At 73.2% G+C, this 21,992-nt stretch carries 24 protein-coding genes; 4 read left to right on the forward strand and 20 right to left on the reverse strand.

Annotated elements, in window-relative coordinates:
• Positions 1–23 precede the first annotated feature (23 nt).
• The 6 genes from EIZ62_RS12625 to tsaB all read right to left on the reverse strand — a co-directional run bounded on the left by EIZ62_RS12625 (position 24) and on the right by tsaB (position 3,676).
• On the reverse strand, positions 24–380 hold the full coding sequence (locus EIZ62_RS12625) for a YciI family protein (RefSeq protein WP_156692807.1): 357 nt from the start codon (positions 378–380) through the stop codon (positions 24–26).
• A gap of 326 nt (positions 381–706) precedes the next feature.
• Positions 707–1,060, reverse strand: a complete 354-nt coding sequence (locus EIZ62_RS12630; protein ID WP_156696365.1) for a DUF6247 family protein — start codon at positions 1,058–1,060, stop codon at positions 707–709.
• Positions 1,061–1,148: 88 nt separating this feature from the next.
• Positions 1,149–1,424, reverse strand: a complete 276-nt coding sequence (locus tag EIZ62_RS12635; RefSeq protein WP_156692808.1) for a hypothetical protein — start codon at positions 1,422–1,424, stop codon at positions 1,149–1,151.
• Entirely contained in the window at positions 1,421–2,533 is a 1,113-nt protein-coding gene (tsaD, locus tag EIZ62_RS12640; protein WP_156692809.1) for a tRNA (adenosine(37)-N6)-threonylcarbamoyltransferase complex transferase subunit TsaD, read from the reverse strand. Before tsaD ends, EIZ62_RS12635 begins: the two co-directional genes overlap by 4 nt.
• Complete coding sequence (gene rimI, locus EIZ62_RS12645) at positions 2,526–3,002, reverse strand: ribosomal protein S18-alanine N-acetyltransferase (protein ID WP_156696366.1); 477 nt, start codon at positions 3,000–3,002, stop codon at positions 2,526–2,528. Before rimI ends, tsaD begins: the two co-directional genes overlap by 8 nt.
• 17 nt (positions 3,003–3,019) lie before the next feature.
• Positions 3,020–3,676, reverse strand: coding sequence for a tRNA (adenosine(37)-N6)-threonylcarbamoyltransferase complex dimerization subunit type 1 TsaB (tsaB, locus tag EIZ62_RS12650; protein WP_156692810.1), 657 nt, complete (start codon positions 3,674–3,676; stop codon positions 3,020–3,022).
• A 129-nt stretch (positions 3,677–3,805) separates the two neighbouring features.
• Here tsaB and EIZ62_RS12655 point away from each other — a divergent pair, with 129 nt between their 5' ends.
• The gene (locus EIZ62_RS12655) at positions 3,806–4,348 is read left to right on the forward strand and encodes a hypothetical protein (protein ID WP_156696367.1); all 543 of its coding nucleotides are present in this window, start codon (positions 3,806–3,808) and stop codon (positions 4,346–4,348) included.
• A gap of 120 nt (positions 4,349–4,468) precedes the next feature.
• On the opposite strand, the gene EIZ62_RS12660 is transcribed toward EIZ62_RS12655, so the two are convergent.
• The 9 genes from EIZ62_RS12660 to EIZ62_RS12700 all read right to left on the reverse strand — a co-directional run bounded on the left by EIZ62_RS12660 (position 4,469) and on the right by EIZ62_RS12700 (position 13,613).
• A complete protein-coding gene (locus tag EIZ62_RS12660) occupies positions 4,469–4,672 on the reverse strand; it encodes a hypothetical protein (RefSeq protein WP_156692811.1) in 204 nt (67 codons plus the stop codon).
• Between the two features lie 190 nt (positions 4,673–4,862).
• The gene (gene tsaE / locus EIZ62_RS12665) at positions 4,863–5,378 is read right to left on the reverse strand and encodes a tRNA (adenosine(37)-N6)-threonylcarbamoyltransferase complex ATPase subunit type 1 TsaE (RefSeq protein WP_156692812.1); all 516 of its coding nucleotides are present in this window, start codon (positions 5,376–5,378) and stop codon (positions 4,863–4,865) included.
• Entirely contained in the window at positions 5,350–6,534 is a 1,185-nt protein-coding gene (locus EIZ62_RS12670) for an alpha/beta fold hydrolase (protein ID WP_425281875.1), read from the reverse strand. The genes tsaE and EIZ62_RS12670 overlap by 29 nt, the downstream gene beginning before the upstream one ends.
• A gap of 60 nt (positions 6,535–6,594) precedes the next feature.
• Positions 6,595–7,740, reverse strand: coding sequence for an alanine racemase (alr, locus tag EIZ62_RS12675; RefSeq protein WP_156692814.1), 1,146 nt, complete (start codon positions 7,738–7,740; stop codon positions 6,595–6,597).
• 381 nt (positions 7,741–8,121) lie between these two features.
• Positions 8,122–9,540 carry an NAD(P)H-hydrate dehydratase gene (locus EIZ62_RS12680; RefSeq protein WP_156692815.1) on the reverse strand — a complete coding sequence of 473 codons (1,419 nt, stop codon included), beginning with the start codon at positions 9,538–9,540 and terminating at the stop codon, positions 8,122–8,124.
• A gap of 4 nt (positions 9,541–9,544) precedes the next feature.
• On the reverse strand, positions 9,545–9,913 hold the full coding sequence (locus tag EIZ62_RS12685; protein WP_156692816.1) for a holo-ACP synthase: 369 nt from the start codon (positions 9,911–9,913) through the stop codon (positions 9,545–9,547).
• On the reverse strand, positions 9,910–11,757 hold the full coding sequence (glmS, locus tag EIZ62_RS12690) for a glutamine--fructose-6-phosphate transaminase (isomerizing) (protein ID WP_156692817.1): 1,848 nt from the start codon (positions 11,755–11,757) through the stop codon (positions 9,910–9,912). The genes EIZ62_RS12685 and glmS overlap by 4 nt, the downstream gene beginning before the upstream one ends.
• Positions 11,758–11,808: 51 nt before the next feature.
• Positions 11,809–12,618, reverse strand: coding sequence for an ABC transporter permease (locus EIZ62_RS12695; protein WP_156692818.1), 810 nt, complete (start codon positions 12,616–12,618; stop codon positions 11,809–11,811).
• Positions 12,615–13,613 carry an ATP-binding cassette domain-containing protein gene (locus EIZ62_RS12700; protein WP_156692819.1) on the reverse strand — a complete coding sequence of 333 codons (999 nt, stop codon included), beginning with the start codon at positions 13,611–13,613 and terminating at the stop codon, positions 12,615–12,617. The genes EIZ62_RS12695 and EIZ62_RS12700 overlap by 4 nt, the downstream gene beginning before the upstream one ends.
• A 198-nt stretch (positions 13,614–13,811) precedes the next feature.
• Between EIZ62_RS12700 and coaA the strand changes: the two genes are divergently transcribed.
• Complete coding sequence (gene coaA, locus EIZ62_RS12705; RefSeq protein ID WP_425281814.1) at positions 13,812–14,804, forward strand: type I pantothenate kinase; 993 nt, start codon at positions 13,812–13,814, stop codon at positions 14,802–14,804.
• A gap of 29 nt (positions 14,805–14,833) precedes the next feature.
• Positions 14,834–15,775, forward strand: coding sequence for a DUF389 domain-containing protein (locus EIZ62_RS12710; RefSeq protein WP_156692821.1), 942 nt, complete (start codon positions 14,834–14,836; stop codon positions 15,773–15,775).
• Between the two features lie 67 nt (positions 15,776–15,842).
• Here EIZ62_RS12710 and glmM read toward each other — a convergent pair whose 3' ends face one another.
• The 4 genes from glmM to EIZ62_RS12730 form a co-directional block, all read right to left on the reverse strand.
• Positions 15,843–17,201, reverse strand: a complete 1,359-nt coding sequence (gene glmM / locus EIZ62_RS12715) for a phosphoglucosamine mutase (RefSeq protein ID WP_156692822.1) — start codon at positions 17,199–17,201, stop codon at positions 15,843–15,845.
• A 111-nt stretch (positions 17,202–17,312) separates the two neighbouring features.
• Positions 17,313–17,831 (reverse strand): 30S ribosomal protein S9, encoded by a 519-nt coding sequence (gene rpsI, locus EIZ62_RS12720; RefSeq protein WP_031076704.1) that lies wholly within the window; start codon positions 17,829–17,831, stop codon positions 17,313–17,315.
• 44 nt (positions 17,832–17,875) lie between these two features.
• Positions 17,876–18,319 (reverse strand): 50S ribosomal protein L13, encoded by a 444-nt coding sequence (gene rplM / locus EIZ62_RS12725; RefSeq protein ID WP_156692823.1) that lies wholly within the window; start codon positions 18,317–18,319, stop codon positions 17,876–17,878.
• A 225-nt stretch (positions 18,320–18,544) separates the two neighbouring features.
• Positions 18,545–20,167, reverse strand: a complete 1,623-nt coding sequence (locus tag EIZ62_RS12730) for an ABC-F family ATP-binding cassette domain-containing protein (protein WP_156692824.1) — start codon at positions 20,165–20,167, stop codon at positions 18,545–18,547.
• A 55-nt stretch (positions 20,168–20,222) separates the two neighbouring features.
• Between EIZ62_RS12730 and EIZ62_RS12735 the strand changes: the two genes are divergently transcribed.
• Positions 20,223–21,107 (forward strand): hypothetical protein, encoded by an 885-nt coding sequence (locus EIZ62_RS12735; RefSeq protein ID WP_156692825.1) that lies wholly within the window; start codon positions 20,223–20,225, stop codon positions 21,105–21,107.
• Here EIZ62_RS12735 and truA read toward each other — a convergent pair.
• Positions 21,069–21,935 carry a tRNA pseudouridine(38-40) synthase TruA gene (gene truA, locus EIZ62_RS12740; protein WP_156692826.1) on the reverse strand — a complete coding sequence of 289 codons (867 nt, stop codon included), beginning with the start codon at positions 21,933–21,935 and terminating at the stop codon, positions 21,069–21,071. The two genes, EIZ62_RS12735 and truA, sit on opposite strands and share 39 nt — an antisense overlap.
• Between the last annotated feature and the right edge of the window lie 57 nt (positions 21,936–21,992).

A 21,992-nucleotide genomic window follows, 5' to 3' on the forward strand; every position in this document is an offset into this window, starting at 1 on the left:
CGCACGGGCCGCCGCCGGGCGGGTCAGCCCTCGGCGATCTCCCGCACCTCGGCGGTGATGGTCCAGTAGTCCTCGTGCGTCGCGAGGAACCGCTTGGTCCACTCGACGGCCTCGGCCTTGTCCTTGCACTGCGAGATCGAGTACCCGCCGATGACCTCCTTGGCCTCGGTGAAGGGCCCGTCGGTCACCGACAGCTCCCCGCCCTCCCAGGTGACGCGGGTGCCGTCCTCGGACGGCGTGAGCCCGGCGGTCTCCAGCATGACGCCCGCCTTGGTGATCTCCTCCAGCAGCTTCCCCATCCGCTCCTGCAGCTCGGGGCTCGGCCCCTCGGCGGGGGCGTTCTTCTCGTCGACACGGATCAGCGTCAGGAAGCGCGGCATGGCGTTCTCCTCGGTGTGCGGCGGGGGCTGTTCCCCGCCTCTCACCCTTACGTCGAACGGGAGGGGGCGGGATCGACACCCGCCGGGAAAAACTTTCGGGAAGTTCCTCCCGGGCCCCCGGCCCCCCCGGTTCCCGGCCCCCTGGGCCTCCGGTCCCCCGGTCTCGCGGCGCGGGGCGGGGACGATCACAGACTGTCGAACGGCGGGACGATGCGTACGACGATGATCAGGTGGCGTCAGTCGCTCCACCTCGGCGACGACCACCGCGGGAAGCCCACCGGCCACGTGGGCCTGGTCCGGGTCGTACTCCCACCGCCAGGCATCGGTCACCGCGGGTTCCGCGACAGCGCGGCCCTTGCCTCGTCGAGAATGCGCCCGACCTCGGCCGCGGCCCGCCGGACCTCTTCCGCGTCGCCCGTTTCGACGACTTCCTCCAGTGCGCGCAGCCGGGCCGACACAGCTGGCCGACGGTGGATCTGCACATGCACGGCCCAGTGAGCGGTGAAGCGCCTGAGCGGCGCGAGGTCCGAGCCGAGACGGGCCTGGTCGGCGGCCTGGTCCAGCTCCCGGGTGAACGCCGGCAGAGCTGCCGGGGTGATCTGTGCGACAGCCTGACGCAGCGCCGTGACGGTCGGCGGAGGCTGCGGGATCAGCGGCTGCTCTGGCGGGCCGGCGGTCATACGTTCTCCCATGGCGGGGATTCTGAGCCGTGCCCCAGCCTACCGAGCACCGATTCGAGGGTTGTCAGCCGAACGGCCGGCGCGGCCGTCACGTCCCGTGCGACTCGAAGCGCCAGCGGTGGACCGGGCGGGTGACCAGGTCGGGGGCGGGGTCGGGGAGTTCGGGGAGGGCCGCGTCGAGGGGGGCGTCGCCGGGGGCGTCCCACCAGGTGAGGACCAGGACCCGGTCGCCGGGGGCGGTGAACGTCTCGCGGCGGAGCGGTGCGGCGGGGCCGGGGAGCGGCTGGGCGCGGGCCCAGGCCAGGAGCTCGGGGCCGCAGCCGTCCGCCGCGCGGGCCTCCCACATCAGGGTGACCACGGTCATGAGTACAGGTTGTCCTTGCTGATCTCGTGCACGTGGTCGTGATCGTGTCCGTGACCGTGGCCGTGGTTGCCGGGCACGTGCGGGTCCGTCACCGGGAGGGAGGAGTCCGCCGACAGCTCCAGGTCGGATGCGGGCCGGTTGCGGGCCACCATCTCGGCGCCCAGGGCGGCGACCATCGCGCCGTTGTCCGTGCACAGCCCGGGGCGCGGCACCCGGAGGCGGATGCCGGCGCGCTCGCACCGCTCCTCCGCCAACGCCCGCAGCCGCGAGTTGGCGGCCACGCCGCCGCCGATCATCAGGTGGTCGACGCCCTCGTCCTTGCAGGCCCGCACGGCCTTGCGGGTCAGGACGTCGACGACGGCCTCCTGGAAGGACGCCGCCACGTCGCGTACCGGCACCTCTTCGCCCGCCGCCCGCTTGGCCTCGATCCAGCGGGCCACCGCCGTCTTGAGGCCGGAGAAGGAGAAGTCGTACGCCGGGTCCCGGGGCCCGCTGAGCCCGCGCGGGAACGCGATCGCGGACGGGTCGCCCTCCCTCGCCAGCCGGTCGATCACCGGCCCGCCCGGGAAGCCCAGGTCCAGCACGCGCGCGATCTTGTCGAACGCCTCGCCCGCCGCGTCGTCGATCGTCGCGCCCATGGGCCGGACGTCGGAGGTGATGTCCGGGGCGAGCAGCAGCGAGGAGTGGCCACCGGACACCAGCAGCGCCATCGTCGGTTCGGGCAGCGGCCCGTGCTCCAGCTGGTCGACGCAGATGTGCGAGGCCAGGTGGTTCACCCCGTACAGCGGCTTGTCCAGCGCGAACGCGTACGCCTTCGCCGCCGACACCCCGACGAGGAGCGCGCCCGCGAGGCCGGGGCCGGCGGTGACCGCGATGCCGTCCAGGTCACGGGCGGTCACACCCGCCTGCTCCAGGGCGCGTTCGATGGTCGGGACCATCGCCTCCAGGTGCGCGCGGGAGGCGATCTCGGGCACGACACCGCCGTACCGGGCGTGCGTGTCCACACTCGACGCGACGGCGTCCGCCAGCAGGGTCGTGCCGCGGACGATGCCGACGCCGGTCTCGTCGCAGGACGTCTCGATGCCGAGGACGAGGGGTTCGTCAGCCATGACTCTCAGTGCTCTCAGTTCCTTGGACGGTGTGTACGCGCAGGCGCATCACGAGCGCGTCGATGTTGCCCGGCTGGTAGTAGCCGCGGCGGAAGCCGATCGGTTCGAAGCCGAAGCGTTCGTACAGCTTCTGGGCCCGGGTGTTGTCCACCCGCACCTCGAGCAGGACCTCGTCGCACTCGAAGGCGGTGGCGTGCTGGAGCAGGTCGGCGAGCAGCCGCCCGCCCAGCCCGGTGCCCCACTGGTCGCGGGAGACGGCGATCGTCTGTACGTCGCCGAGCCCGCCGGCCGCGGCGAGCCCCGCGTACCCCACCAGCCGGTCGTCCTCCTCCGCCACGACGTACCGGCGGGTGGCGTGCGGGCCGCGCGCGTGGGCGAGCTCGGACCAGAACATGCCCTCCGACCAGGCGTCGTCGGGGAACAGCTCCCGTTCCAGCTCCAGCACCGGCGCGATGTCCCACCAGCGCATCTCACGCAGGAGCGCCGTCACTTCGGGGTGACCACCTTGTAGTTCTTCGGTACCTGCGCGTCGGGGCGCCGCAGGTACAGGGGGCGCGGCTCCTCGAACGCCCCGCCCGCCCTCAGCCGCTCGGCGGCCAGCGATGCGAGCGCGGCGGCGGACTGGTGCTCGGGGTCGCGGCCGTCCGGGAACACCTCGCCGTACAGGCGCGCGCCGGCGCCGACCGCCGGGAGGCCCGCGACCCGCTGCGCGATGTCGGCGGGCCGGTCGACGGACGGGTCCGTGACACGGGTGCGGCAGTCGTCGTACCGCGCCCAGTAGACCTCCTTGCGGCGCGCGTCCGTCGCCACGACGAACGGCTCCTCGATCCCGGAGGCGTACGCGAGCCCGTCCAGCGTGCACAGTCCGTGCACCGGCACCCCGCCGAGCGCCGACGCGAAGGTCGCCGCCGTCACCAGGCCGACCCGCAGTCCGGTGTACGGGCCCGGGCCGACGCCGACGACGATGCCGGTCACGGCGTCGAGCTTGCGGCCGGCCTCCCGGAGCACCTGGTGGACGGCGGGCAGCAGGAGTTCCCCGTGCCGGCGCGCGTCGACCCGGGTGGAGGTGGCGACGACGGAGTCCCCGTCGTGGAGGGCGACGGTGACGGCGGGTGTGGCGGTATCCATGGCGAGCAAGAGCACGCGAACAGCCTACGGCTCCGGGGCGCCGCGCACGGCGCCCCGGGTCCCGTGCGTGATCCTGCTACGGTCACACCGCATACGTACGTGGGAGAGGTGGGCAGCAACGTGGCAAGGAGCAGCTCGGGATTCGTGGCCGGGCTCACCGCGGCGGCCATGGCGGCGGTCGCCTTCCTCGCCTACCAGGCGTCGGCCAGTGCCCCGGCCGACCTGAAGGCCGGCTCGCCCGCCCCCGCCGCGTCGCCGTCGGCCCCCGCGCCCGGCGCCCTCCCGAAGGACCCCGCCGTCACGGCGCTCGCGCTGCCGAAGCAGTCGGGCTCGGGCGTGCGGGTGGTGTACTCGCTCGGTGAGCGGCGGGTGTGGCTGGTGGACGAGAAAAACGTGGTGGCGCGTACGTTCGCGGTGATGCCGAGCACGGTCGACCCGGCTCCGGGCACGTACGCCGTGACGTCGCGCTCGGGCAGCGTGTCCGGCTCCGACGGCGTCAGGATCGAGCACGTGGTGCGGTTCGCGAGCGTCGACGGCGTGACGATCGGCTTCAGCGCGGCGGTCGACGGCACCATGGCCACCCCGGACCCGCAGCGCCGGACGGGCGGCATCCGCATGAAGCGGACCGACGGCAACGCGATGTGGACGTTCGCGACGGTCAACTCGAAGGTCGTCGTCGTCCCGTAGGCCTCACCGGCGCCGAACGGAACCCGCGCACCCGCGCACCCGCGCCCTGGCAGGGGGCGTGCACGGCGCACATGGGGTCGCGGATCACGCGGAGTAGCGCTGATGCCTGGCGGTCGGCGCTCAGGCCGCCCGGCGGCGTTCCGGGGCGGTCTCGGCGGTCCTGTCGGCGGCGGAGTTCGTCTCCCGCGCGTCCAGAACGTCCCCGACGCCGGGCGCGGGAGTCTGGTCGGCGTCAGCGGTCCCTGGCGGCGTGGAGACGGCGCTGGCCGCCGCGCACGACGCCAGCAGATCACGCATCGACACATTCTGCTCGGACGTCGGCATGGTCGCCTCCTGGGGCTACGGGGGCATGGTTAGGTACACCTAACCAGGTCCTGGTCTCCATGGGACCACGCCTCGGAGGTACGGCGCAACATCATGCCGACGTCTTGTCGGAAACTACGGCGGGCACGCTGCGTGACGCCGTCGCCCCGTCACCCCGTCGGCCCGTCTCCCCCTCGCCCCGTCCACCCCGTCACCCCAGCGCCAGGTCCACGCCCGCCCAGCGCTCCCCGTACCCGCTCAGCGTCACGACCCGCCGGTCGTCGTCGGTGGAGCCGACGACCCGGTGGATGACGACGTGCAGCCGGTCGTCCGTGAGGTCCTCCACCTTGCCCTCGCCCCACTCCACGACCACCACCGAGTCGGGCAGCGAGACGTCGAGGTCGAGGTCCTCCATCTCGTCGAGCCCGCCGCCCAGCCGGTAGGCGTCGACGTGCACGAGGGCGGGGCCGCCGGTGAGGGACGGGTGGACGCGCGCGATGACGAACGTCGGGGACGTCACCGCGCCGCGCACCCCGAGGCCCTCGCCGAGCCCGCGCGTCAGCGTCGTCTTGCCGGCGCCGAGCTCGCCGGTGAGCATGACGAGGTCGCCGGGGCGCAGCAGCTTGGCGAGCGTGCGGCCCAGGTCCTGGGTCTGCTCGGGGGCGTGCAGGGTGAGACGGGCGGTGGCCGTGGCCCCCTCAGGGGCCGGGCTGTGCGGTGCTTCCATACGTGCCAACGTTAGTCGCTGCCGATACGGCACCGACCCGGACCAGCAGGTCCGCGAGCCGGTCGGTGACCGTCTCGGGGTGCTCCAGCATCACCAGGTGGCCGCCGTCGGGGACGATGACCAGCTCCGCGTCCGGGAGCAGGCCGGCGATGGCCTCGGTGTGGGAGCTCGGCGTCACCAGGTCCTGGTCCCCGGCCAGCGCCAGCACCGGCACCTCGGCGAAGACGCCCAGCGCCTCCGCCTTGTCGTGCTCGGTGAACGCCGGGTAGAACTCGGCGACCACGTCGATGGGGGTGCCCTCGATCATGCGCTCGGCGAACCGGGCGACCGCCGGGTCCACGTCCCGCGACGAGAACGAATAGCGCTTGATGAGCCCCGCGAACAGGTCCGCGGTGGCCCGCCGCCCGCGCTCCACCAGCTCCGCCTGCGAGCCGAGCGCCCGCAGTATCCCGGGCAGCACCCGGCGCACGGCGTTCACGCCCGCGACGGGCAGCCCGTAGTTGACCTCGCCGAGGTTGCCGCACGAGGTGCCGACGAAGGCGACGCCGACGACCCGCTCGCGGATGAGCTCCGGGTACTGCTCGGCCAGCGCCATCACCGTCATGCCGCCCATCGAGTGCCCCACCAGCACCAGCGGGCCCTCGGGCGCGGCGGCGTCGAGGACCGTCTTGAGGTCGCGGCCGAGCTGGTCGATGGAGACCGGCACCCGGTCCGGGCCCTGCTGGGCGGCGCCCCGCCCGGAACGGCCGTGGCTGCGCTGGTCCCAGTGGACGGTGCGGACCAGGCCGCGCAGGGCTGCGCGCTGGAAGTGCCAGGAGTCCTGGTTGAGGCAGTAGCCGTGGCTGAAGACGACGGTGACGGGGCCGGGCGTGCGGCGCCCGAAGAGCCGGCGGCGGCGCGGCGCGCTGCCGTCCGCCTCCACCTCGTCGACCTCGTAGTACAGCGGGGTGCCGTCGTCGGCCTCGGCCCGGCCGGGCGTGCCGCGCAGCGAGCCGTACGGGCCGGCCGCGTCCAGTGCGAGGCGCGCCTTGCGGCGCATGCCGCGCCCGACGGTGAGCCGCTCGATGGCGACACCGGCCGCCGCGCCCGCCGCGACCACTCCTATCGCGGCCCCGGCGAAACCGGCGCGGCGCCAATTGCCGGCCGCGGCGGACATCGCTTCCGCCGCGGCCACCGAACTGGTCTCACTCACTACGGCTGCTCCTCAAGGCTCCCGTTACTCGTTCAGGTAGACGCGCGGTACGCGCGAACCGATGCGCGTCACGATCTCGTACGCGATCGTGTCCGCGGCGCGCGCCCAGTCCTCGGCGGTCGGCTCACCGTCATCGCCTGCCCCGAACAGCACGGCTTGTGCACCGGGTTCGACATCGTCCCCCTCAAGGTCGACGACGAACTGGTCCATCGCGACCCGTCCGGCCACCGTCCGGACCCTGCCGCCGACCAGCACCGGGCCGCGCCCGGAGGCGTGGCGGGGGATGCCGTCGGCGTACCCGAGGGGTACGAGCCCGAGGCTGGTGGGGCCCTCGGTGACGTAGTGGTGGCCGTAGCTGACGCCGTGCCCGGACGGCACGTCCTTGACGAGTGCGACGCTGCCGACCAGCCGCATGACGGGCCGCAGCCCGAGGTCCGCGGACGTCCCGACCTCCGGGCTCGGCGAGACCCCGTACGTCGCGATCCCGGGGCGGACGAGGTCGAAGTACGTCTCGGGGAGGGTGAGCGTGGCCGGGGAGTTGGCCATGTGCCGCACCTCGGGCTCGACGCCGGCCTTCTCGGCGTACGTGAGCATCTCGTGGAACGTTTCCAGCTGGGCGCCGATGGAGGGGTGCCCGGGCTCGTCGGCGCACGCGAAGTGCGACCAGAGGCCGGTGACCTTCAACAGGCCCTCGCGCTGGGCGGTGAGCGCCTCGCCGACGAGCCGGGGCCAGTCGGCGGGCTGGCAGCCGTTGCGCCCGAGCCCGGTGTCAGCCTTGAGCTGCACGCGCGCCGGCTGTGCGGTCCGGCGCGCGGCCTCCTTGACCTCGTCCAGGGCCCACATCCCGCTCACGCCCATGTCCAGGCCCGCCCGGATGCCCTCGTCCCACGGGTCGCCGGGCGTCCACAGCCAGCACAGCACGGGCGCGTCGATCCCGGCCGCCCGCAGCGCGAGCGCCTCGTGGGGCGTGGCGGTCCCGAGCCAGGTGGCCCCGGCCTCCAGCGCCGCCCGCGCGCAGGGCACCGCCCCGTGCCCGTACGCGTCGGCCTTCACGACGCCCATGACCTGAACGTCCGGCCCCACGCGGCCCCGCAGGGCACGCACATTGGCGCGCAGCGCGCCGAGGTCGATCTCGGCGCGGGCGCGAAGGGTCTGCGGTGTCTCACTCATCGCGCCCAGTCTCTCAGGTACGCGCCCCCCACCCTCCGCGTCCCCGCCCACGCGTCGACCCGACCGGGGTCACCCCGGGCGAGCCCGGCGGCTCTGGAGCGCCTGGGGCACGGCCGACCAGGCGGGTCCGGCGGGCCCGGTCGGCACGGTGGGTCCGGTCGGCACGGCCGACCAGGCGGGTCCGGGTCGCCCCCGGGCCGGGTGGCGGGTCCCCGTAGACCCGCCCACCCACAGACGGGGTGCGGCCGGGCGGCAGGGCGCGGCCTGGCAGGGGGCGACCCGAGTGGCGGTCGGGGATGGACGGGTGTGGCTCCCGGGGCGGCGGCGCACCCGGCCCGGGAGGCGGGCGGGGGCAGACGGGCCGCCCCGGGCGCCCCCGCCTCAGCCGCTCCGCACGTCCCGCCAGGCCCCCGGGAGCGCTTCGGCGACGTCACAGGCCGCGACGGGGGCGTCGCGGGAGGCGTGGCGGGCGGCGAGGCCGTGGAGGTACGCCCCGGCCGACGCGGCGTCGCGCGGCGCGAGGCCCGCCGCGAGGAGGGAGCCCGTGAGGCCCGACAGGACGTCGCCGCTGCCGGCGGTGGCCAGCCAGGGCGTACCCGTGGGGTTGACGCGCACCGGGCCGGTGGGTGAGGCGACGAGGGTCGTCGAGCCCTTGAGCAGCACCGTCGCGCCGTACCGCCCGGCGAGTTCCCGTACCGCCTCCAGGCGCCGGGACTCCACGTCCTCCCGCGCCGTGCCCAGGAGCGCCGCCGCCTCGCCGGCGTGCGGGGTGAGGACGGTGGGCGCCGGGCGGGCGCGGACCGCCGGAGGGTCGAGGCTCCGCAGACCGTCGGCGTCCACCAGGACGGGGACGTCGGAGGCGAGGACGTCGTCCACTCCCGGCGTGTCGCCGAGGCCCGGGCCGATCACCCACGCCTGGACGCGCCCCGCCTTGGCGGGCGGCCCGGCGTGCACCAGGGTCTCCGGGTGGCGGGCGAGCACCGCGTCGCCGGCCGGACCGACGTACCGCACCGCGCCCGCGCCGCCCCGCAGCGCGCCGGACACGGCGAGGACGGCCGCGCCGGGGTAGCGGGCCGAGCCGGCGACGATCCCGACGACGCCGCGCCGGTACTTGTCGCTCTCCCCCACCGGGACGGGCAGCAGCCGGGCCACGTCCGCGTGCTGGAGGGCCTCGACCTCGGGCGCCGGCGGCAGGGCGAGCCCGATGTCGACGAGCCGCAGCGCACCCGCGTACTCCCGCGCCGGGTCGATCAGCAGCCCCGGCTTGTACGCCCCGAACGTGACCGTCGCGTCCGCCCGCACCGCCTCCCCGTGAACCTCGCCCGTGTCGGCGTCCACCCCGCTCGGCAGGTCGACGGCCACGAGGACGGCACCGGAGTCGCGGGCCGCCCGCACCACGGGCACCGCTTCGGGGCGCAGGCCGCCGCGCCCACCGATCCCGGTGATGCCGTCCACCACGAGATCGGCCCGCGCCAGCACGCCGTACGGGTCGTCGGCGACCCGGCCCCCGGCGCCCAGCAGGGCCGCGAGCCCCGCCTCGTGGGCGCGCGAGCCGAGCAGCACCGCCGACACGCCCGCCCCCCGGCGCGCCAGGCGCACACCCGCGTACAGCGCGTCGCCCCCGTTGTCGCCGCTGCCGACGAGCAGCACCACGCGGGCGCCGTACACGCGGCGCAGCAGCCCGGCGCACGTGGTGGCCAGGCCCGCCGCCGCCCGCTGCATCAGCGCGCCGTCCGGCAGCTTCGCCATCACCTCGGCCTCGGCGGCCCGTACTGTCTCCACGCGGTAAGCGGTACGCATGGGCTCAACCCTCCGCGATCACCACCGCCGACGCCACCCCCGCGTCATGGCTGAGCGACACGTGCCACTGCCGGACGCCCAGTTCGGCGGCGCGGGCCGCGACCGTGCCGCTCACCCGCAGCCGGGGCTGCCCGGTGTCCTCGACGTACACCTCCGCGTCCGTCCACTGGAGCCCGGCGGGCGCGCCGAGCGCCTTCGCGAGGGCCTCCTTCGCCGCGAACCGCGCCGCGAGCGAGGCGATCCCCCGGCGTTCGCCGCTCGGCAGCAGCAGTTCCCGCTCCACGAACAGCCGCTCCGCCATGTGCGGCGTCCGCTTGAGCGCCGCGGCGAACCGGTCGATCTCCGCCACGTCGATCCCCACCCCGATGATCATTCGACGGTGACCGACTTCGCCAGGTTGCGCGGCTGGTCCACCTCGTTGCCCCGGGCGGTCGCCAGCTCGCAGGCGAAGACCTGGAGCGGCACCGTCGACACCATCGGCTGGAGCAGCGTCGGCGTCGCCGGGACGCGGATCAGGTGGTCCGCGTACGGCGTCACCGCCTCGTCGCCCTCCTCCGCGATCACGATGGTGCGTGCGCCCCGGGCCCGGATCTCCTGGATGTTGGAAACGATCTTGTCGTGCAGGACGGAGCGGCCGCGCGGCGAGGGGACCACGACGACGACCGGGACGTCCTTCTCGATCAGGGCGATCGGCCCGTGCTTCAGCTCGCCGGCGGCGAACCCCTCCGCGTGCATGTAGGCGAGTTCCTTGAGCTTGAGCGCGCCTTCCAGGGCCACCGGGTAGCCCACGTGCCGGCCGAGGAACAGCACCGTCTTCTTGTCGGCCAGCGACCGGGCCAGCTCCCGCACCGGCTCCATGGTCTCCAGGACGCGGTCGACGTCGTCCGCGATCCGCGCCAGGTCCTTGACGACCGCTCGGATCTCGTCGCCCCACTTCGTGCCGCGCAACTGCCCGAGGTACAGCGCGAGCAGGTACACCGCCACGAGCTGGGTCAGGAACGCCTTGGTGGACGCGACCGCCACCTCCGGCCCGGCGTGCGTGTACAGCACTCCGTCCGACTCGCGCGGGATCGTGGAACCGTTGGTGTTGCAGACGGCCAGCACCCGCGCCCCCTGCGCCCGTGCGTGGCGCAGCGCCATGAGGGTGTCCATGGTCTCGCCGGACTGCGAGATCGCGATCACCAGCGTCCGCTGGTCGAGGATCGGGTCGCGGTAGCGGAACTCGCTCGCCAGCTCCACCTCGCACGGGATGCGGGTCCAGTGCTCGATGGCGTACTTGGCGATCAGACCGGCGTGGAACGCCGTCCCGCACGCCACGACGACCACCTTGTGCGCCTCACGGAGCACCGCGTCGGGGATCCGCAGCTCGTCCAGGGTCAGCGAGCCTCCCGCGTCGATCCGGCCCAGGAGGGTGTCGGCGACCGCCTTGGGCTGCTCGGCGATCTCCTTGAGCATGAAGTAGTCGTACCCTCCCTTCTCGGCCGCCGAGGCGTCCCAGTCCACGTGATACGCGCGGACGTCCGCCGGCGCCCCGTCGAAGTCGGTGACCGTCACCCCGTCCCGGCGCAGCTCCACCACCTGGTCCTGGCCGAGTTCGACCGCCGAGCGGGTGTGGTCGATGAACGCGGCCACGTCCGAGGCGAGGAACGCCTCGCCCTCGCCGACCCCGACGACCAGCGGCGAGTTGCGCCGGGCGCCGACGACCACGTCCGGCTGGTCGGCGTGCACGGCGACCAGGGTGAAGGCGCCCTCCAGCCGCCGGCACACCAGCCTCATCGCCTCCGCGAGGTCGCCGCACGACGAGAACGACTCGGCCAGCAGGTGCGAGACGACCTCGGTGTCCGTCTCGGACTCCAGGGTGTGCCCGCGCCCGGCCAGTTCCTCGCGCAGCGACGCGAAGTTCTCGATGATGCCGTTGTGGACGACGGCGACCCGGCCCGCGTTGTCGAGGTGCGGGTGCGCGTTGGCGTCGGTCGGCCCGCCGTGCGTGGCCCACCGGGTGTGCCCGATGCCCGCGCTGCCGGTCGGCAGCGGCCGGGCGTCCAGTTCCTTCTCCAGGTTGACGAGCTTGCCCGCCTTCTTCGCCGCGGCCATCGAGCCGTCCGCGAGAACCGCGACACCGGCCGAGTCGTAGCCCCGGTACTCGAGCCGCTTGAGGCCCGCGATCACCACATCAAGCGCCGACTGCCCGCCGACGTACCCCACGATTCCGCACATGCCGAGCAGCCTAGAACGGTCCGGCCGCCGCCGGCGGCAAGGCCACCCGGGTCAGGCCTTCGCCCGGTAGGCGCGCATGGCCAGCGGGCAGAAGACGAGGGCTATGCCGGCCGCCCAGACCAGGGACCACATCACCGGCCGGCCGATCTCGCCGCCCAGCAGCAGCCCGCGGAAGGCGTCCGACAGATGGGTGACCGGGTTGACGTTCACCCAGGCCTGGAGCCAGCCCGGCATGGTGTCGACCACGACGAACGCGCTGCTGGTGAAGGTGATCGGGAAGATCAGGGTGAACCCGAAGGCCTGCACCTTCTCCGCGTCGCCCGCGAGCATCCCGATGAGCACCGCGCACCACGACACGGCCGCCGCGAACACCACGATCAGCAGCACGCCCAGCAGGAGCCCGCCGAAGCCACCGGTGACGCGGAAGCCCAGCGCGAGCCCGAGGGCGATCATCAGGACGATCGCCCAGACGTGCTTGGCCAGGTCGGCGGTGATCCGGCCGATCAGCGGCGCCGAGCGGGCGATCGGCAGGCTCCGCAGCCGGTCGAAGACGCCCTTGGTCAGGTCGGTGTTGAGGGCCATCGCCGTGTAGATCGTCATGAACAGCGTGTTCTGCACGATGATCCCCGGCAGGGCGTACTTCAGGTACGCGTCGGGCGATCCGGCCATCTGGCCGCCCATCACGTACGTGAACAGCAGCACGAACATGATCGGCGTGATGCTGTAGTCGACCAGCTCCAGCGGATTGTGCTTGACCGCGACCAGGCTGCGCCACGCCATGGTGACGGTCTGCCGCAGGCCGGCGCCCGGGCGGACCCGGCCGCTCGGCGTGACGGGCGCGGTGATCGTCGTGGCGGTCATGCCGAACTCACCACCTTCTCGATGTCGCTGTCGTCCGGCTCCGGTTCCTCCTGGCCGTCCTCCGACTCGGCCCGGTGCCCGGTCAGGGCCAGGAACACCTCGTCGAGGGACGAGCGGCGCAGGGTCAGCTCGCCCATCGCGATCCCGGCGCCGTCCAGCTCCCGTACGACGATGGGCATCAGCTCCGGGCCGTTCACCGGAGCGGTGATCACGTCGCCCTCGATCTGCGTCTGCGGCCCAGCGGCCCGGGCGACCAGCCCGTGGGCCGTCACCAGGTCGGAGCCGTGCACCGGGCGCAGCTGGAGGACCTGGCCGCCGACCTGCGACTTCAGCTGGTCGGGCGTGCCCTCGGCGATGACCCGGCCATGGTCGATCACCACGATGTTGTCGGCGAGCAGGTCGGCCTCGTTGAGGTACTGCGTGGTCAGCAGGGCGGTGACGCCCTCGGCGACCAGGCCGCGCAGCATGTCCCACAGCTCTCCCCGGCTGCGCGGGTCCAGGCCGGTGGTCGGCTCGTCGAGGAACAGGATCCGGGGCCGCCCCACGAGGCTCGCCGCCAGGTCCAGCCGGCGCCGCATGCCCCCGGAGTACGTCTTCACGGCGCGCCCCGCCGCGCCGGTCAGCTGGAAGCGCTCCAGCAGCTCCGTCGCCCGCGCCCTGGCCTCCCGCCGCGGTATCCCCAGCAGGCGCCCGATCAGCAGCAGGTTCTCCGTGCCCGTCAGGTTCTCGTCGACCGCCGCGTACTGCCCGGTGAGGCCGATGAGCGAGCGCACGAGCCCCGCCTCGCGCACCACGTCGTGCCCGGCGACCGTGGCCCGGCCGGCATCGGGTTCCAGCAGCGTGGCGAAGATCCGCACCGCGGTGGTCTTCCCCGCCCCGTTCGGCCCCAGCAGCCCCAGCACCGTGCCGGTGCGGGCGGCGAGGTCCACGCCGGCCAGCGCCTCGGTCTCCTTGAACCGCTTGGCCAGGCCTTCCGCCTGGATCGCGTACGTCATGGAAGTGATCCCCTCGGCTCGGGTCGTACCGGCGGACGCCGGAGCACCGACGCCCACCTTCCCCACAACTGTGACGCACGCCACTGACATTCCGGACGACGGGGGACGCCCGGGGACAGGCGACGGGCGGCCGGAGCGCGGCCGAGGGTGACCGAGCACACGGCCCACGACACCGCGGCAAGGACGACAATGGCCTGTGTGATCACTTCGCCGCCACGAAGCGCCGCCGCCCACCGCCGTGCGGAGGCCACCCCGTACGTCGACCTCACCCGTGCGGAGTGGAGCGCGCTGCGCGAGAAGACGCCGCTCCCCCTGACGGCGGACGAGGTCGAGCGGCTCCGCGGCCTCGGTGACGTCATCGACCTCGACGAGGTCCGCGACATCTACCTCCCGCTCTCCCGCCTGCTCAACCTGTACGTGGGCGCCACCGCCAACCTCCGCGGCGCGCTCAACACGTTCCTCGGGGACGTCGGCCAGAAGAGCGCCCAGCGCGGCACCCCGTTCGTCATAGGGGTCGCCGGTTCGGTCGCCGTCGGCAAGTCCACCGTCGCCCGGCTCCTCCAGGCGCTCCTCGCCCGCTGGCCGGAGCACCCGCGCGTGGAGCTGGTCACGACCGACGGGTTCCTGCTCCCCATGAAGGAGCTCCAGGCGCGCGGCCTGATGTCCAGGAAGGGCTTCCCCGAGTCGTACGACCGGCGCGCCCTGACCCGGTTCGTCGCCGACATCAAGGCCGGCAAGGACGAGGTCACCGCGCCCGTCTACTCGCACCTGATCTACGACATCGTCCCCGGCCGGCGCCTCACGGTCCGGCGCCCGGACATCCTGATCGTCGAGGGCCTCAACGTCCTCCAGCCCGCGCTGCCCGGCAAGGACGGCCGCACCCGCGTCGGCCTGGCGGACTACTTCGACTTCTCCGTGTACGTCGACGCGCGCCCCGAGGACATCGAGGCCTGGTACCTGAATCGTTTCCGCAAGCTGCGCGCCACCGCGTTCCAGGACCCCTCCTCGTACTTCCGCAAGTACACGCAGGTCAGCGAGGAGGAGGCGCTCGACTACGCCCGTACCATGTGGCGGACGATCAACAAGGTGAATCTGCTGGAGAACGTCGCGCCGACGCGCGGGCGTGCCACCCTCGTCGTACGCAAGGGCCCGGACCACAAGGTCCAGCGGCTCTCCCTGCGCAAGCTCTGAGGCCCGAAAGCCGTGAAGGGACCGCGTCCGTGCTGCACCTGCGCCTGATCGTCCCGGCCGACCGCACCGACGAGGTGGTCGCCGCCATCGAGAAGACGGTCGGCACCACGCACCTCGTCGTCGTTCCCGGCGCCGCCCGCGACCCGGTGGGCGACCTGGTGCTGTGCGACGTGGCGCGGGAGGCGGGCGACGAGCTGATCTCCGGCCTGCGCGCCCTGGGGCTGGACCGGGACGGCTCGATCGCCGTCGAGGACATCGGCCTGTCGCTGTCGGAGCGCGCGAACCAGGCCGAGGAGGACGCGCCGGGCGAGGGCGCGGACGCCGTGCTGTGGGAGCAGCTCCAGGACGCCACGCACGAGGAGTCGACGCTCAGCGTGACGTATGTGGCGTTCCTGACGCTCGCCACGATGATCGCCGCCTGTGGTGTGGTGCTGGACAACGCGATCCTGGTCGTCGGCGCGATGGCCGTCGGCCCCGAGTTCGGCCCGCTCGCCGGTGTCTGTACGGCGCTGGTGCAGCGCCGGCCCCGGCTCGCCGGCCGGTCCCTGGTGGCGCTGCTCGTGGGCTTCGCGGCCGCCATGGGCCTGACGGTGCTGTTCAGCCTGGGCATGAACGCCACGGGCCTGTTCACCGAGGACATGCTGCACGGCGACCGGCCGAACACCGGGTTCGTCTACGCCCCCGACTGGTTCTCCTTCGTCGTCGGCCTCCTCGCGGGCGCCGCGGGCACCCTGTCGCTCACCTCGGCCAAGTCCGGCGCGCTGGTCGGGGTGGCCATCTCGGTCACCACCGTCCCGGCGGCGGCCAACGCGGCGGTGGCGCTGGCGTACGGCGACCTCGGCCAGACCAGGGGCTCGGTCGAGCAGCTGCTGCTGAACCTGCTCGCGATCGTCCTCGCCGGCACGCTGACGCTGCTGGCGCAGAAGTTCTTCTGGGCCCGGCAGCGCCGCCGCGGGCCGGTCAAGGCCTGAGCCACGCGAAGGGCGCCCCGCCGGTCGGTCGGCGGGGCGCCCTTCCTCGTACGCGTACGACCGCGGCTCAGCCCAGCGCGGACTTCACCACGTCGGCCAGCTCACCGGCGACCGAGCGGGCCTGCTCGATGTCGGCGGCCTCGACCATGACGCGCACCAGCGGCTCGGTGCCCGAGGGGCGCAGCAGGACGCGGCCGGTGGAGCCCAGCCGGCGCTCGGCGTCCGCGACGGCGGTCCCCAGCTCGGCGGAGGTCTTCACCCGCGACTTGTCGACGTCCTTGACGTTGATCAGCACCTGCGGCAGCCGCTCCATGACGCCGGCCAGGTCGGCCAGGGAACGCCCGGTCGCCGCCACGCGCGCGGCGAGCATCAGACCGGTGAGTGTGCCGTCGCCGGTGGTGGCGTGGTCCAGCACGATGACGTGCCCGGACTGCTCGCCGCCCAGCGCGTAGCCGTGCTCCTTCATCGACTCCAGGACGTAGCGGTCGCCGACCGCGGTCTGGACGAGCTGGAGGCCCTCGCGCTCCATGGCGAGCTTGAAGCCCAGGTTCGACATGACGGTCGCGACGACCGTGTCGCCGCGCAGCGTCCCGGCCTCGCGCATGGCGAGGGCGAGGACGGCGAGGATCTGGTCGCCGTCGACCTCGGCGCCCGTGTGGTCCACGGCCAGGCAGCGGTCGGCGTCGCCGTCGTGGGCGATGCCGAGGTCGGCGCCGTGCTCGACGACGGCGGCCTTCAGCATGCCGAGGTGCGTGGAGCCGCAGCCGTCGTTGATGTTGAGCCCGTCCGGGGTGGCGCCGATGGTGATGACCTCGGCCCCGGCCTGCTGGAACGCGGCGGGCGACACGCCGGACGCGGCGCCGTGCGCCTCGTCCAGGACGATCTTGAGGCCGTCGAGCCGGTTCGGCAGGACGCTCAGCAGGTGGGCGACGTACTGGTCGAAGCCCTCCTGGTAGTCGGCCACGCGGCCGACGCCCGCGCCGGTCGGCCGGTCCCACGGCTCACCGGTGCGGTGCTGCTCGTACACGGACTCGATGCGGTCCTCCAGCTCGTCGGCCAGCTTGTGGCCGCCGCGCGCGAAGAACTTGATGCCGTTGTCCGGCATCGCGTTGTGGCTGGCCGAGAGCATCACGCCCAGGTCGGCACCGAGCGCGCCCGTCAGGAACGCGACGGCCGGGGTGGGCAGCACGCCCACGCGCATGACGTCCACGCCCGCGCTCGCCAGGCCCGCCACGACGGCGGCCTCCAGGAACTCTCCCGACGCACGCGGGTCACGGCCGACCACGGCGGTCGGCCGGTGTCCTTCAAAGGTCCCCGCCTCGGCGAGCACGTGCGCCGCAGCGACCGACAGGCCGAGCGCCAGCTCCGCCGTCAGATCCGCGTTGGCGACACCGCGCACACCGTCCGTGCCGAAGAGTCGTCCCACAGCTGTCCTCCGAGTTACTCCGAAAAAGCAAGGTGAAGCGTATAGACGTACGCCCCGGCAGCACGAAAGGTGCCGCCGGGGCGTACGTACGAGCAGACCGAGCAGGCGTGATTAGCGCTTGCTGTACTGCGGGGCCTTACGGGCCTTCTTGAGACCGGCCTTCTTGCGCTCGACCGCGCGGTCGTCGCGGCTCAGGAAGCCGGCCTTCTTCAGCGGGCCGCGGTTGTTGTCCACGTCCGCCTCGTTCAGCGCGCGGGCCACGCCGAGGCGCAGGGCGCCGGCCTGGCCGGAGACGCCGCCACCCGAGATGCGGGCGATGACGTCGTAGCGGTTGTCGAGCTCGAGCACCTTGAAGGGCTCGTTGACTTCCTGCTGGTGCACCTTGTTCGGGAAGTAGTCCTCGAGGGTGCGACCGTTGATCTTCCACTTGCCGGTGCCCGGGACGATCCGGACGCGGGCGATGGCGTTCTTGCGGCGGCCCAGGCCGGCGGCCGGCTGCGGCTCGCCGAAGCGGGACGCGAGGGACTCCGAGGTGTACTCGCCCTCGACGGGGACCTCGGACTCGAAGGTGGTGACCTCGGCGTAGGTCTCCTCGCCCTCGATGGGGTTCTCAACAGTGGTCTCGGCCACGATGCTCCTCAGATTTCTTTCGTTCTTAGGGGGTGTGGCCGGAACTACTGCGCGACCTGGGTGATCTCGAACGGGACCGGCTGCTGGGCAGCGTGCGGGTGGTTCTCGCCCGCGTAGACCTTCAGCTTCGAGAGCATCTGACGGCCGAGGGAGTTCTTGGGGATCATGCCCTTGATGGCCTTCTCGACGGCCTTCTCGGGGTTCTTGTCCAGCAGCTCGTCGTAACGGACGGAGCGCAGACCACCCGGGTAGCCGGAGTGGCGGTAGGCCATCTTCTGGGTCCGCTTGTTGCCGGACAGGTGGACCTTGTCAGCATTGATGATGATGACGAAGTCGCCCATGTCCATGTGGGGCGCGTAGACGGGCTTGTGCTTACCCCGGAGGAGGTTCGCAGCCGTCGTCGCCAGACGACCCAGGACAACGTCCTGCGCGTCGATGATGTGCCACTGGCGAGTGACATCGCCGGGCTTGGGGCTGTACGTACGCACTTCGTAGCCTTCGCTTCTTCAGTGGATGGAGTCCAGACACACCTGAAGCGATCATGCAGCTGGGGCCTGCACTGCCGGGAACACCGCCCGTATGCGAGCCACTGGTAACTGCTCCAGGGAACTTGCGTAAGGGCTCTTCGCGTGAGAACGACGAAGCCGATACGCATAACAAACGGCAACAGTACCCGCGCCGCCCCCGACGGGTCAAAACGCCGCCGGCACCGGTCAGCGGGCCCGCTCCACCCGCCGCTCGTCCCACACCGGCTCCGGCGTCTCGCGCACCACGCCGTCCGAGCCGAAGACCAGGTAGCGGTCGAAGGCGCGGGCGAACCAGCGGTCGTGCGTGACCGCCAGCACCGTCCCCTCGTACGCCTCCAGCCCCACCTGGAGCGCCTCCGCCGACTCCAGGTCCAGGTTGTCCGTCGGCTCGTCCAGCAGCAGCGCGGTGGTGCCCGCCAGCTCCAGCAGCAGGATCTGGAACCGGGCCTGCTGCCCGCCCGAGAGCCGGTCGAAGACCTGGTCGCCCTGGCGCTCCAGCTCGTACCGCCGCAGCACCGACATCGCCCCTCCCCGGTCCCTGGCGTGCTCGGTCCACAAGATGTCCACCAGCGTCCGGCCCAGCAGCTCGGGGTGCGCGTGGGTCTGCGCGAAGTGCCCGGGCACCACCCGCGCGCCCAGCTTGAACGACCCGGTGTACGCCACCGACGCGTCGCCCGCCAGCAGCCGCAGGAAGTGCGACTTGCCCGACCCGTTCGACCCGAGGACCGCGACGCGCTCCCCGTAGAAGACCTCCAGGTCGAACGGCTTCATCAGCCCGGCCAGCTCCAGCCCGGCGCACGTCACCGCCCGCACCCCGGTCCGGCCGCCCCGCAGCCGCATCCGGATGTCCTGCTCGCGCGGCGGCTCCGGCGGCGGGCCGGCCTCCTCGAACTTCCGCAGCCGCGTCTGGGCCGCCGCGTACCGCGACGCCATCTCGTGGCTGACCGACGCCGCCTGCCGCAGGTTCACCACCAGCTTCTTGAGCTGGGCGTGCTTCTCCTCCCACCGGCGCTTCAGCTCCTCGAAGCGGGCGAACCGCTCCCGGCGGGCCTCGTGGAAGGTGGCGAAGCCACCGCCGTGCACCCACACGTCCGACCCGGCGGGGCCGGGCTCCACGGCGACGATCTTCTCCGCCGCCCGGGCCAGCAGCTCCCGGTCGTGCGACACGAACAGGACCGTCTTGCGGGTCTCGCCCAGCCGCTCCTCCAGCCACCGCTTGCCGGGGACGTCCAGATAGTTGTCCGGCTCGTCCAGCAGCAGGACCTCCTCCGGGCCGCGCAGCAGCGCCTCCAGCACCAGCCGCTTCTGCTCACCCCCGCTGAGCGTGCGCACCTCGCGGAACTGCGCCTTCTCGTACGGCACGCCCAGCGCGGCCATGGTGCACATGTCCCAGACCGTCTCGGCCTCGTACCCCCGCGCCTCCGCCCAGTCGCTCAGCGCCTGCGCGTACGCCATCTGCGCGGCCTCGTCGTCCACGGTCATGATCAGGTGCTCGGCCGCGTCCACCGCGGCCGCCGCCTCCCGGATCCGGGCCGGCGCGACCGACACCAGCAGGTCCCGCACGCTCCGCTCGTCCCGTACCGACCCGACGAACTGCGGCATCACACCGAGGCCGCCCGAGACGGTCACCGTCCCGCCGTGCGGCTGGAGGTCCCCCGAGATCAGCCGCAGCAGCGTCGTCTTGCCGGCCCCGTTGGCGCCGACGAGCGCCACGACCGCGCCCTCGCCCACCCGGAACGACACATCACCGAGCAGCGCCCGCCCGTCCGGCAGGAAGTACTCGACGTGCGCGACCTCTACATGTCCCATGACCGCATTGTCGCCGGGGGCCGGGCCCCGCCCCAACCGGTTTAGGATGCGCGGCATGAGCTTTGGGGGACCCCAGTGGCCGCAGCAGCCGCACGATCCGTACCAGCAGCACCAGCAGCCGACGGCGCAGACGCCGGACTGGAGCGCCCTCGCGGAGGCCTCGGCCGCCCGTACGCGCCGTAAGCGCCTGCTGCTGATCGGAGGCGCCGCGCTGGCGACCGCACTGGTGGGCACCCTGATCGCGACGGCCATCGTGTCCGCCAACAAGAAGGGCGACGACGGCGCCAACCTGGCGGACACCACCAGCGCCGCCCCGGAGCTACCCACGGACACCGCCAAGCCGCAGCCGTCGTTCTCCTCGGTGGCGCCCCCGCCGCCGCCGGACCCGATGGACTTCATCTCCAGCGCCGCCAAGGACAAGGCGCCGATCGGCCCGGACACCCTCTTCCCCGGCAAGAAGCTCACCATGGGCGACCGCGTCCACCGCAAGGGCGCCACCGCTTCCACCACCGACTGCGGCTCCGCCGCCGAGGACGGCCTCGGCGCGGTCCTGGAGCGCAACGGCTGCACGCGCGTGATCCGCGCCACGTACGAACGGGACGGCGTCGCCGTCACGGTGGGCGTCGCGCTCTTCGACACCGAGGCGGCCGCCCTGAAGGCCAAGGAGCAGGCGGTGGGGAGCGTCGTCCCGCTCGCCGGGTCCGGCGTCAAGGGCTTCTGCCAGTCCCAGACCGTGTGCCTGCGCCGCACGAACACGCTCGGCCGGTACGCCTACTTCACCCAGGCGGGCTTCACCAGCGGCAAGAAGGTCACCACGGGCGAGAAGGCGGTCTACAAGGCCAGCGACGACCTCGCGGCCTTCACCTTCAACCAGATCTACGCCCGCGGCCGCACCCAGGCCTCAGCAGCAGCCACCGCTCCGGCCGCCGGAGGGCAGTGACCGCTTGTTGCGGGCCTCCAGGTTCCGGGCGGCCAGCAGCTCGTCGGCCGGGTAGCCGACCTCCTCCAGCGTGAGCCCGTGCGGCCGTACGACGTGGACGGCCGAGTCCCGCACGCCCGCCGCCAGCACCTTGCCCGGCCAGTCCGCCGGCCGGTGCCCGTCACCGACGAACAGCAGCGCGCCGACCAGCGAGCGGACCATGTTGTGGCAGAAGGCGTCCGCCTTGACGGTGGCCTCCAGCACGCCGGAGGGCAGCCGCTCCCAGCGCAGCTCCTGGAGGGTGCGGATCGTCGTGGCGCCCTCGCGCTTCTTGCAGTACGCGGCGAAGTCGTGCTCGCCCACCAGGGCCTCGGCGGCGGCGTTCATGGCGTCGACGTCCAGCGGCCAGTCGTGCCACAGGATGTGCCCGCGCAGCAGCGGGTCGACGCCGCCGGGGGTGTCGGTCACGCGGTACGCGTAGCGGCGCCAGATCGCCGAGAACCGGGCGTTGAACCCGCTGGGCGCCTCCTCGACCCGCCACACCCGCACGTCGTGCGCCAGCCGCCCGGCCAGCCGCCGCAGCAGCTTGTCCCGGTGCTCGGCCCACACCGCCTCCGGCAGGTCGACGTGCGCGACCTGGCCGCGCGCGTGGACGCCCGCGTCGGTCCGCCCGGCGACGGTCAGCTCGTACGTCTCGGACGACCGCGTCACCGTGCGCAGCGCGTCCTCGATGTCGCCCTGCACGGTCCGCTGCCCGCCGGCCTGCTTGGCCCAGCCGTGGAAGTCCTTGCCGTCGTACGACAGGTCCAGCCGCACCCGTACGAAACCGGGCTCCACCTCATCGCTCACGCGACCCATCCTCTCAAGTGGCCTCTCACGCCGAACGGGCCCGCCCCCCGCGAGGGG

It is taken from the genome of Streptomyces ficellus (genome assembly GCF_009739905.1).
Taxonomy (GTDB): Bacteria; Actinomycetota; Actinomycetes; order Streptomycetales; family Streptomycetaceae; genus Streptomyces; species Streptomyces ficellus_A.

What these genes read in the sequence shown, in the direction of transcription:
- tsaD (WP_156692809.1), bottom strand. Translation starts at nt 2,533, where the DNA reads ATGGCTGACGAACCCCTCGTCCTCGGCATCGAGACGTCCTGCGACGAG.
- EIZ62_RS12680 (WP_156692815.1), bottom strand. Translation starts at nt 9,540, where the DNA reads ATGCGTACCGCTTACCGCGTGGAGACAGTACGGGCCGCCGAGGCCGAG.
- EIZ62_RS12635 (WP_156692808.1), bottom strand. Translation starts at nt 1,424, where the DNA reads ATGACCGTGGTCACCCTGATGTGGGAGGCCCGCGCGGCGGACGGCTGC.
- EIZ62_RS12685 (WP_156692816.1), bottom strand. Translation starts at nt 9,913, where the DNA reads ATGATCATCGGGGTGGGGATCGACGTGGCGGAGATCGACCGGTTCGCC.
- tsaE (WP_156692812.1), bottom strand. Translation starts at nt 5,378, where the DNA reads ATGGAAGCACCGCACAGCCCGGCCCCTGAGGGGGCCACGGCCACCGCC.
- EIZ62_RS12625 (WP_156692807.1), bottom strand. Translation starts at nt 380, where the DNA reads ATGCCGCGCTTCCTGACGCTGATCCGTGTCGACGAGAAGAACGCCCCC.
- alr (WP_156692814.1), bottom strand. Translation starts at nt 7,740, where the DNA reads ATGAGTGAGACACCGCAGACCCTTCGCGCCCGCGCCGAGATCGACCTC.
- EIZ62_RS12700 (WP_156692819.1), bottom strand. Translation starts at nt 13,613, where the DNA reads ATGACGTACGCGATCCAGGCGGAAGGCCTGGCCAAGCGGTTCAAGGAG.
- EIZ62_RS12660 (WP_156692811.1), bottom strand. Translation starts at nt 4,672, where the DNA reads ATGCCGACGTCCGAGCAGAATGTGTCGATGCGTGATCTGCTGGCGTCG.
- EIZ62_RS12735 (WP_156692825.1), top strand. Translation starts at nt 20,223, where the DNA reads ATGAGCTTTGGGGGACCCCAGTGGCCGCAGCAGCCGCACGATCCGTAC.
- EIZ62_RS12730 (WP_156692824.1), bottom strand. Translation starts at nt 20,167, where the DNA reads ATGGGACATGTAGAGGTCGCGCACGTCGAGTACTTCCTGCCGGACGGG.
- rimI (WP_156696366.1), bottom strand. Translation starts at nt 3,002, where the DNA reads ATGCGCTGGTGGGACATCGCGCCGGTGCTGGAGCTGGAACGGGAGCTG.
- glmS (WP_156692817.1), bottom strand. Translation starts at nt 11,757, where the DNA reads ATGTGCGGAATCGTGGGGTACGTCGGCGGGCAGTCGGCGCTTGATGTG.
- EIZ62_RS12695 (WP_156692818.1), bottom strand. Translation starts at nt 12,618, where the DNA reads ATGACCGCCACGACGATCACCGCGCCCGTCACGCCGAGCGGCCGGGTC.
- EIZ62_RS12670 (WP_425281875.1), bottom strand. Translation starts at nt 6,534, where the DNA reads ATGTCCGCCGCGGCCGGCAATTGGCGCCGCGCCGGTTTCGCCGGGGCC.
- EIZ62_RS12630 (WP_156696365.1), bottom strand. Translation starts at nt 1,060, where the DNA reads ATGACCGCCGGCCCGCCAGAGCAGCCGCTGATCCCGCAGCCTCCGCCG.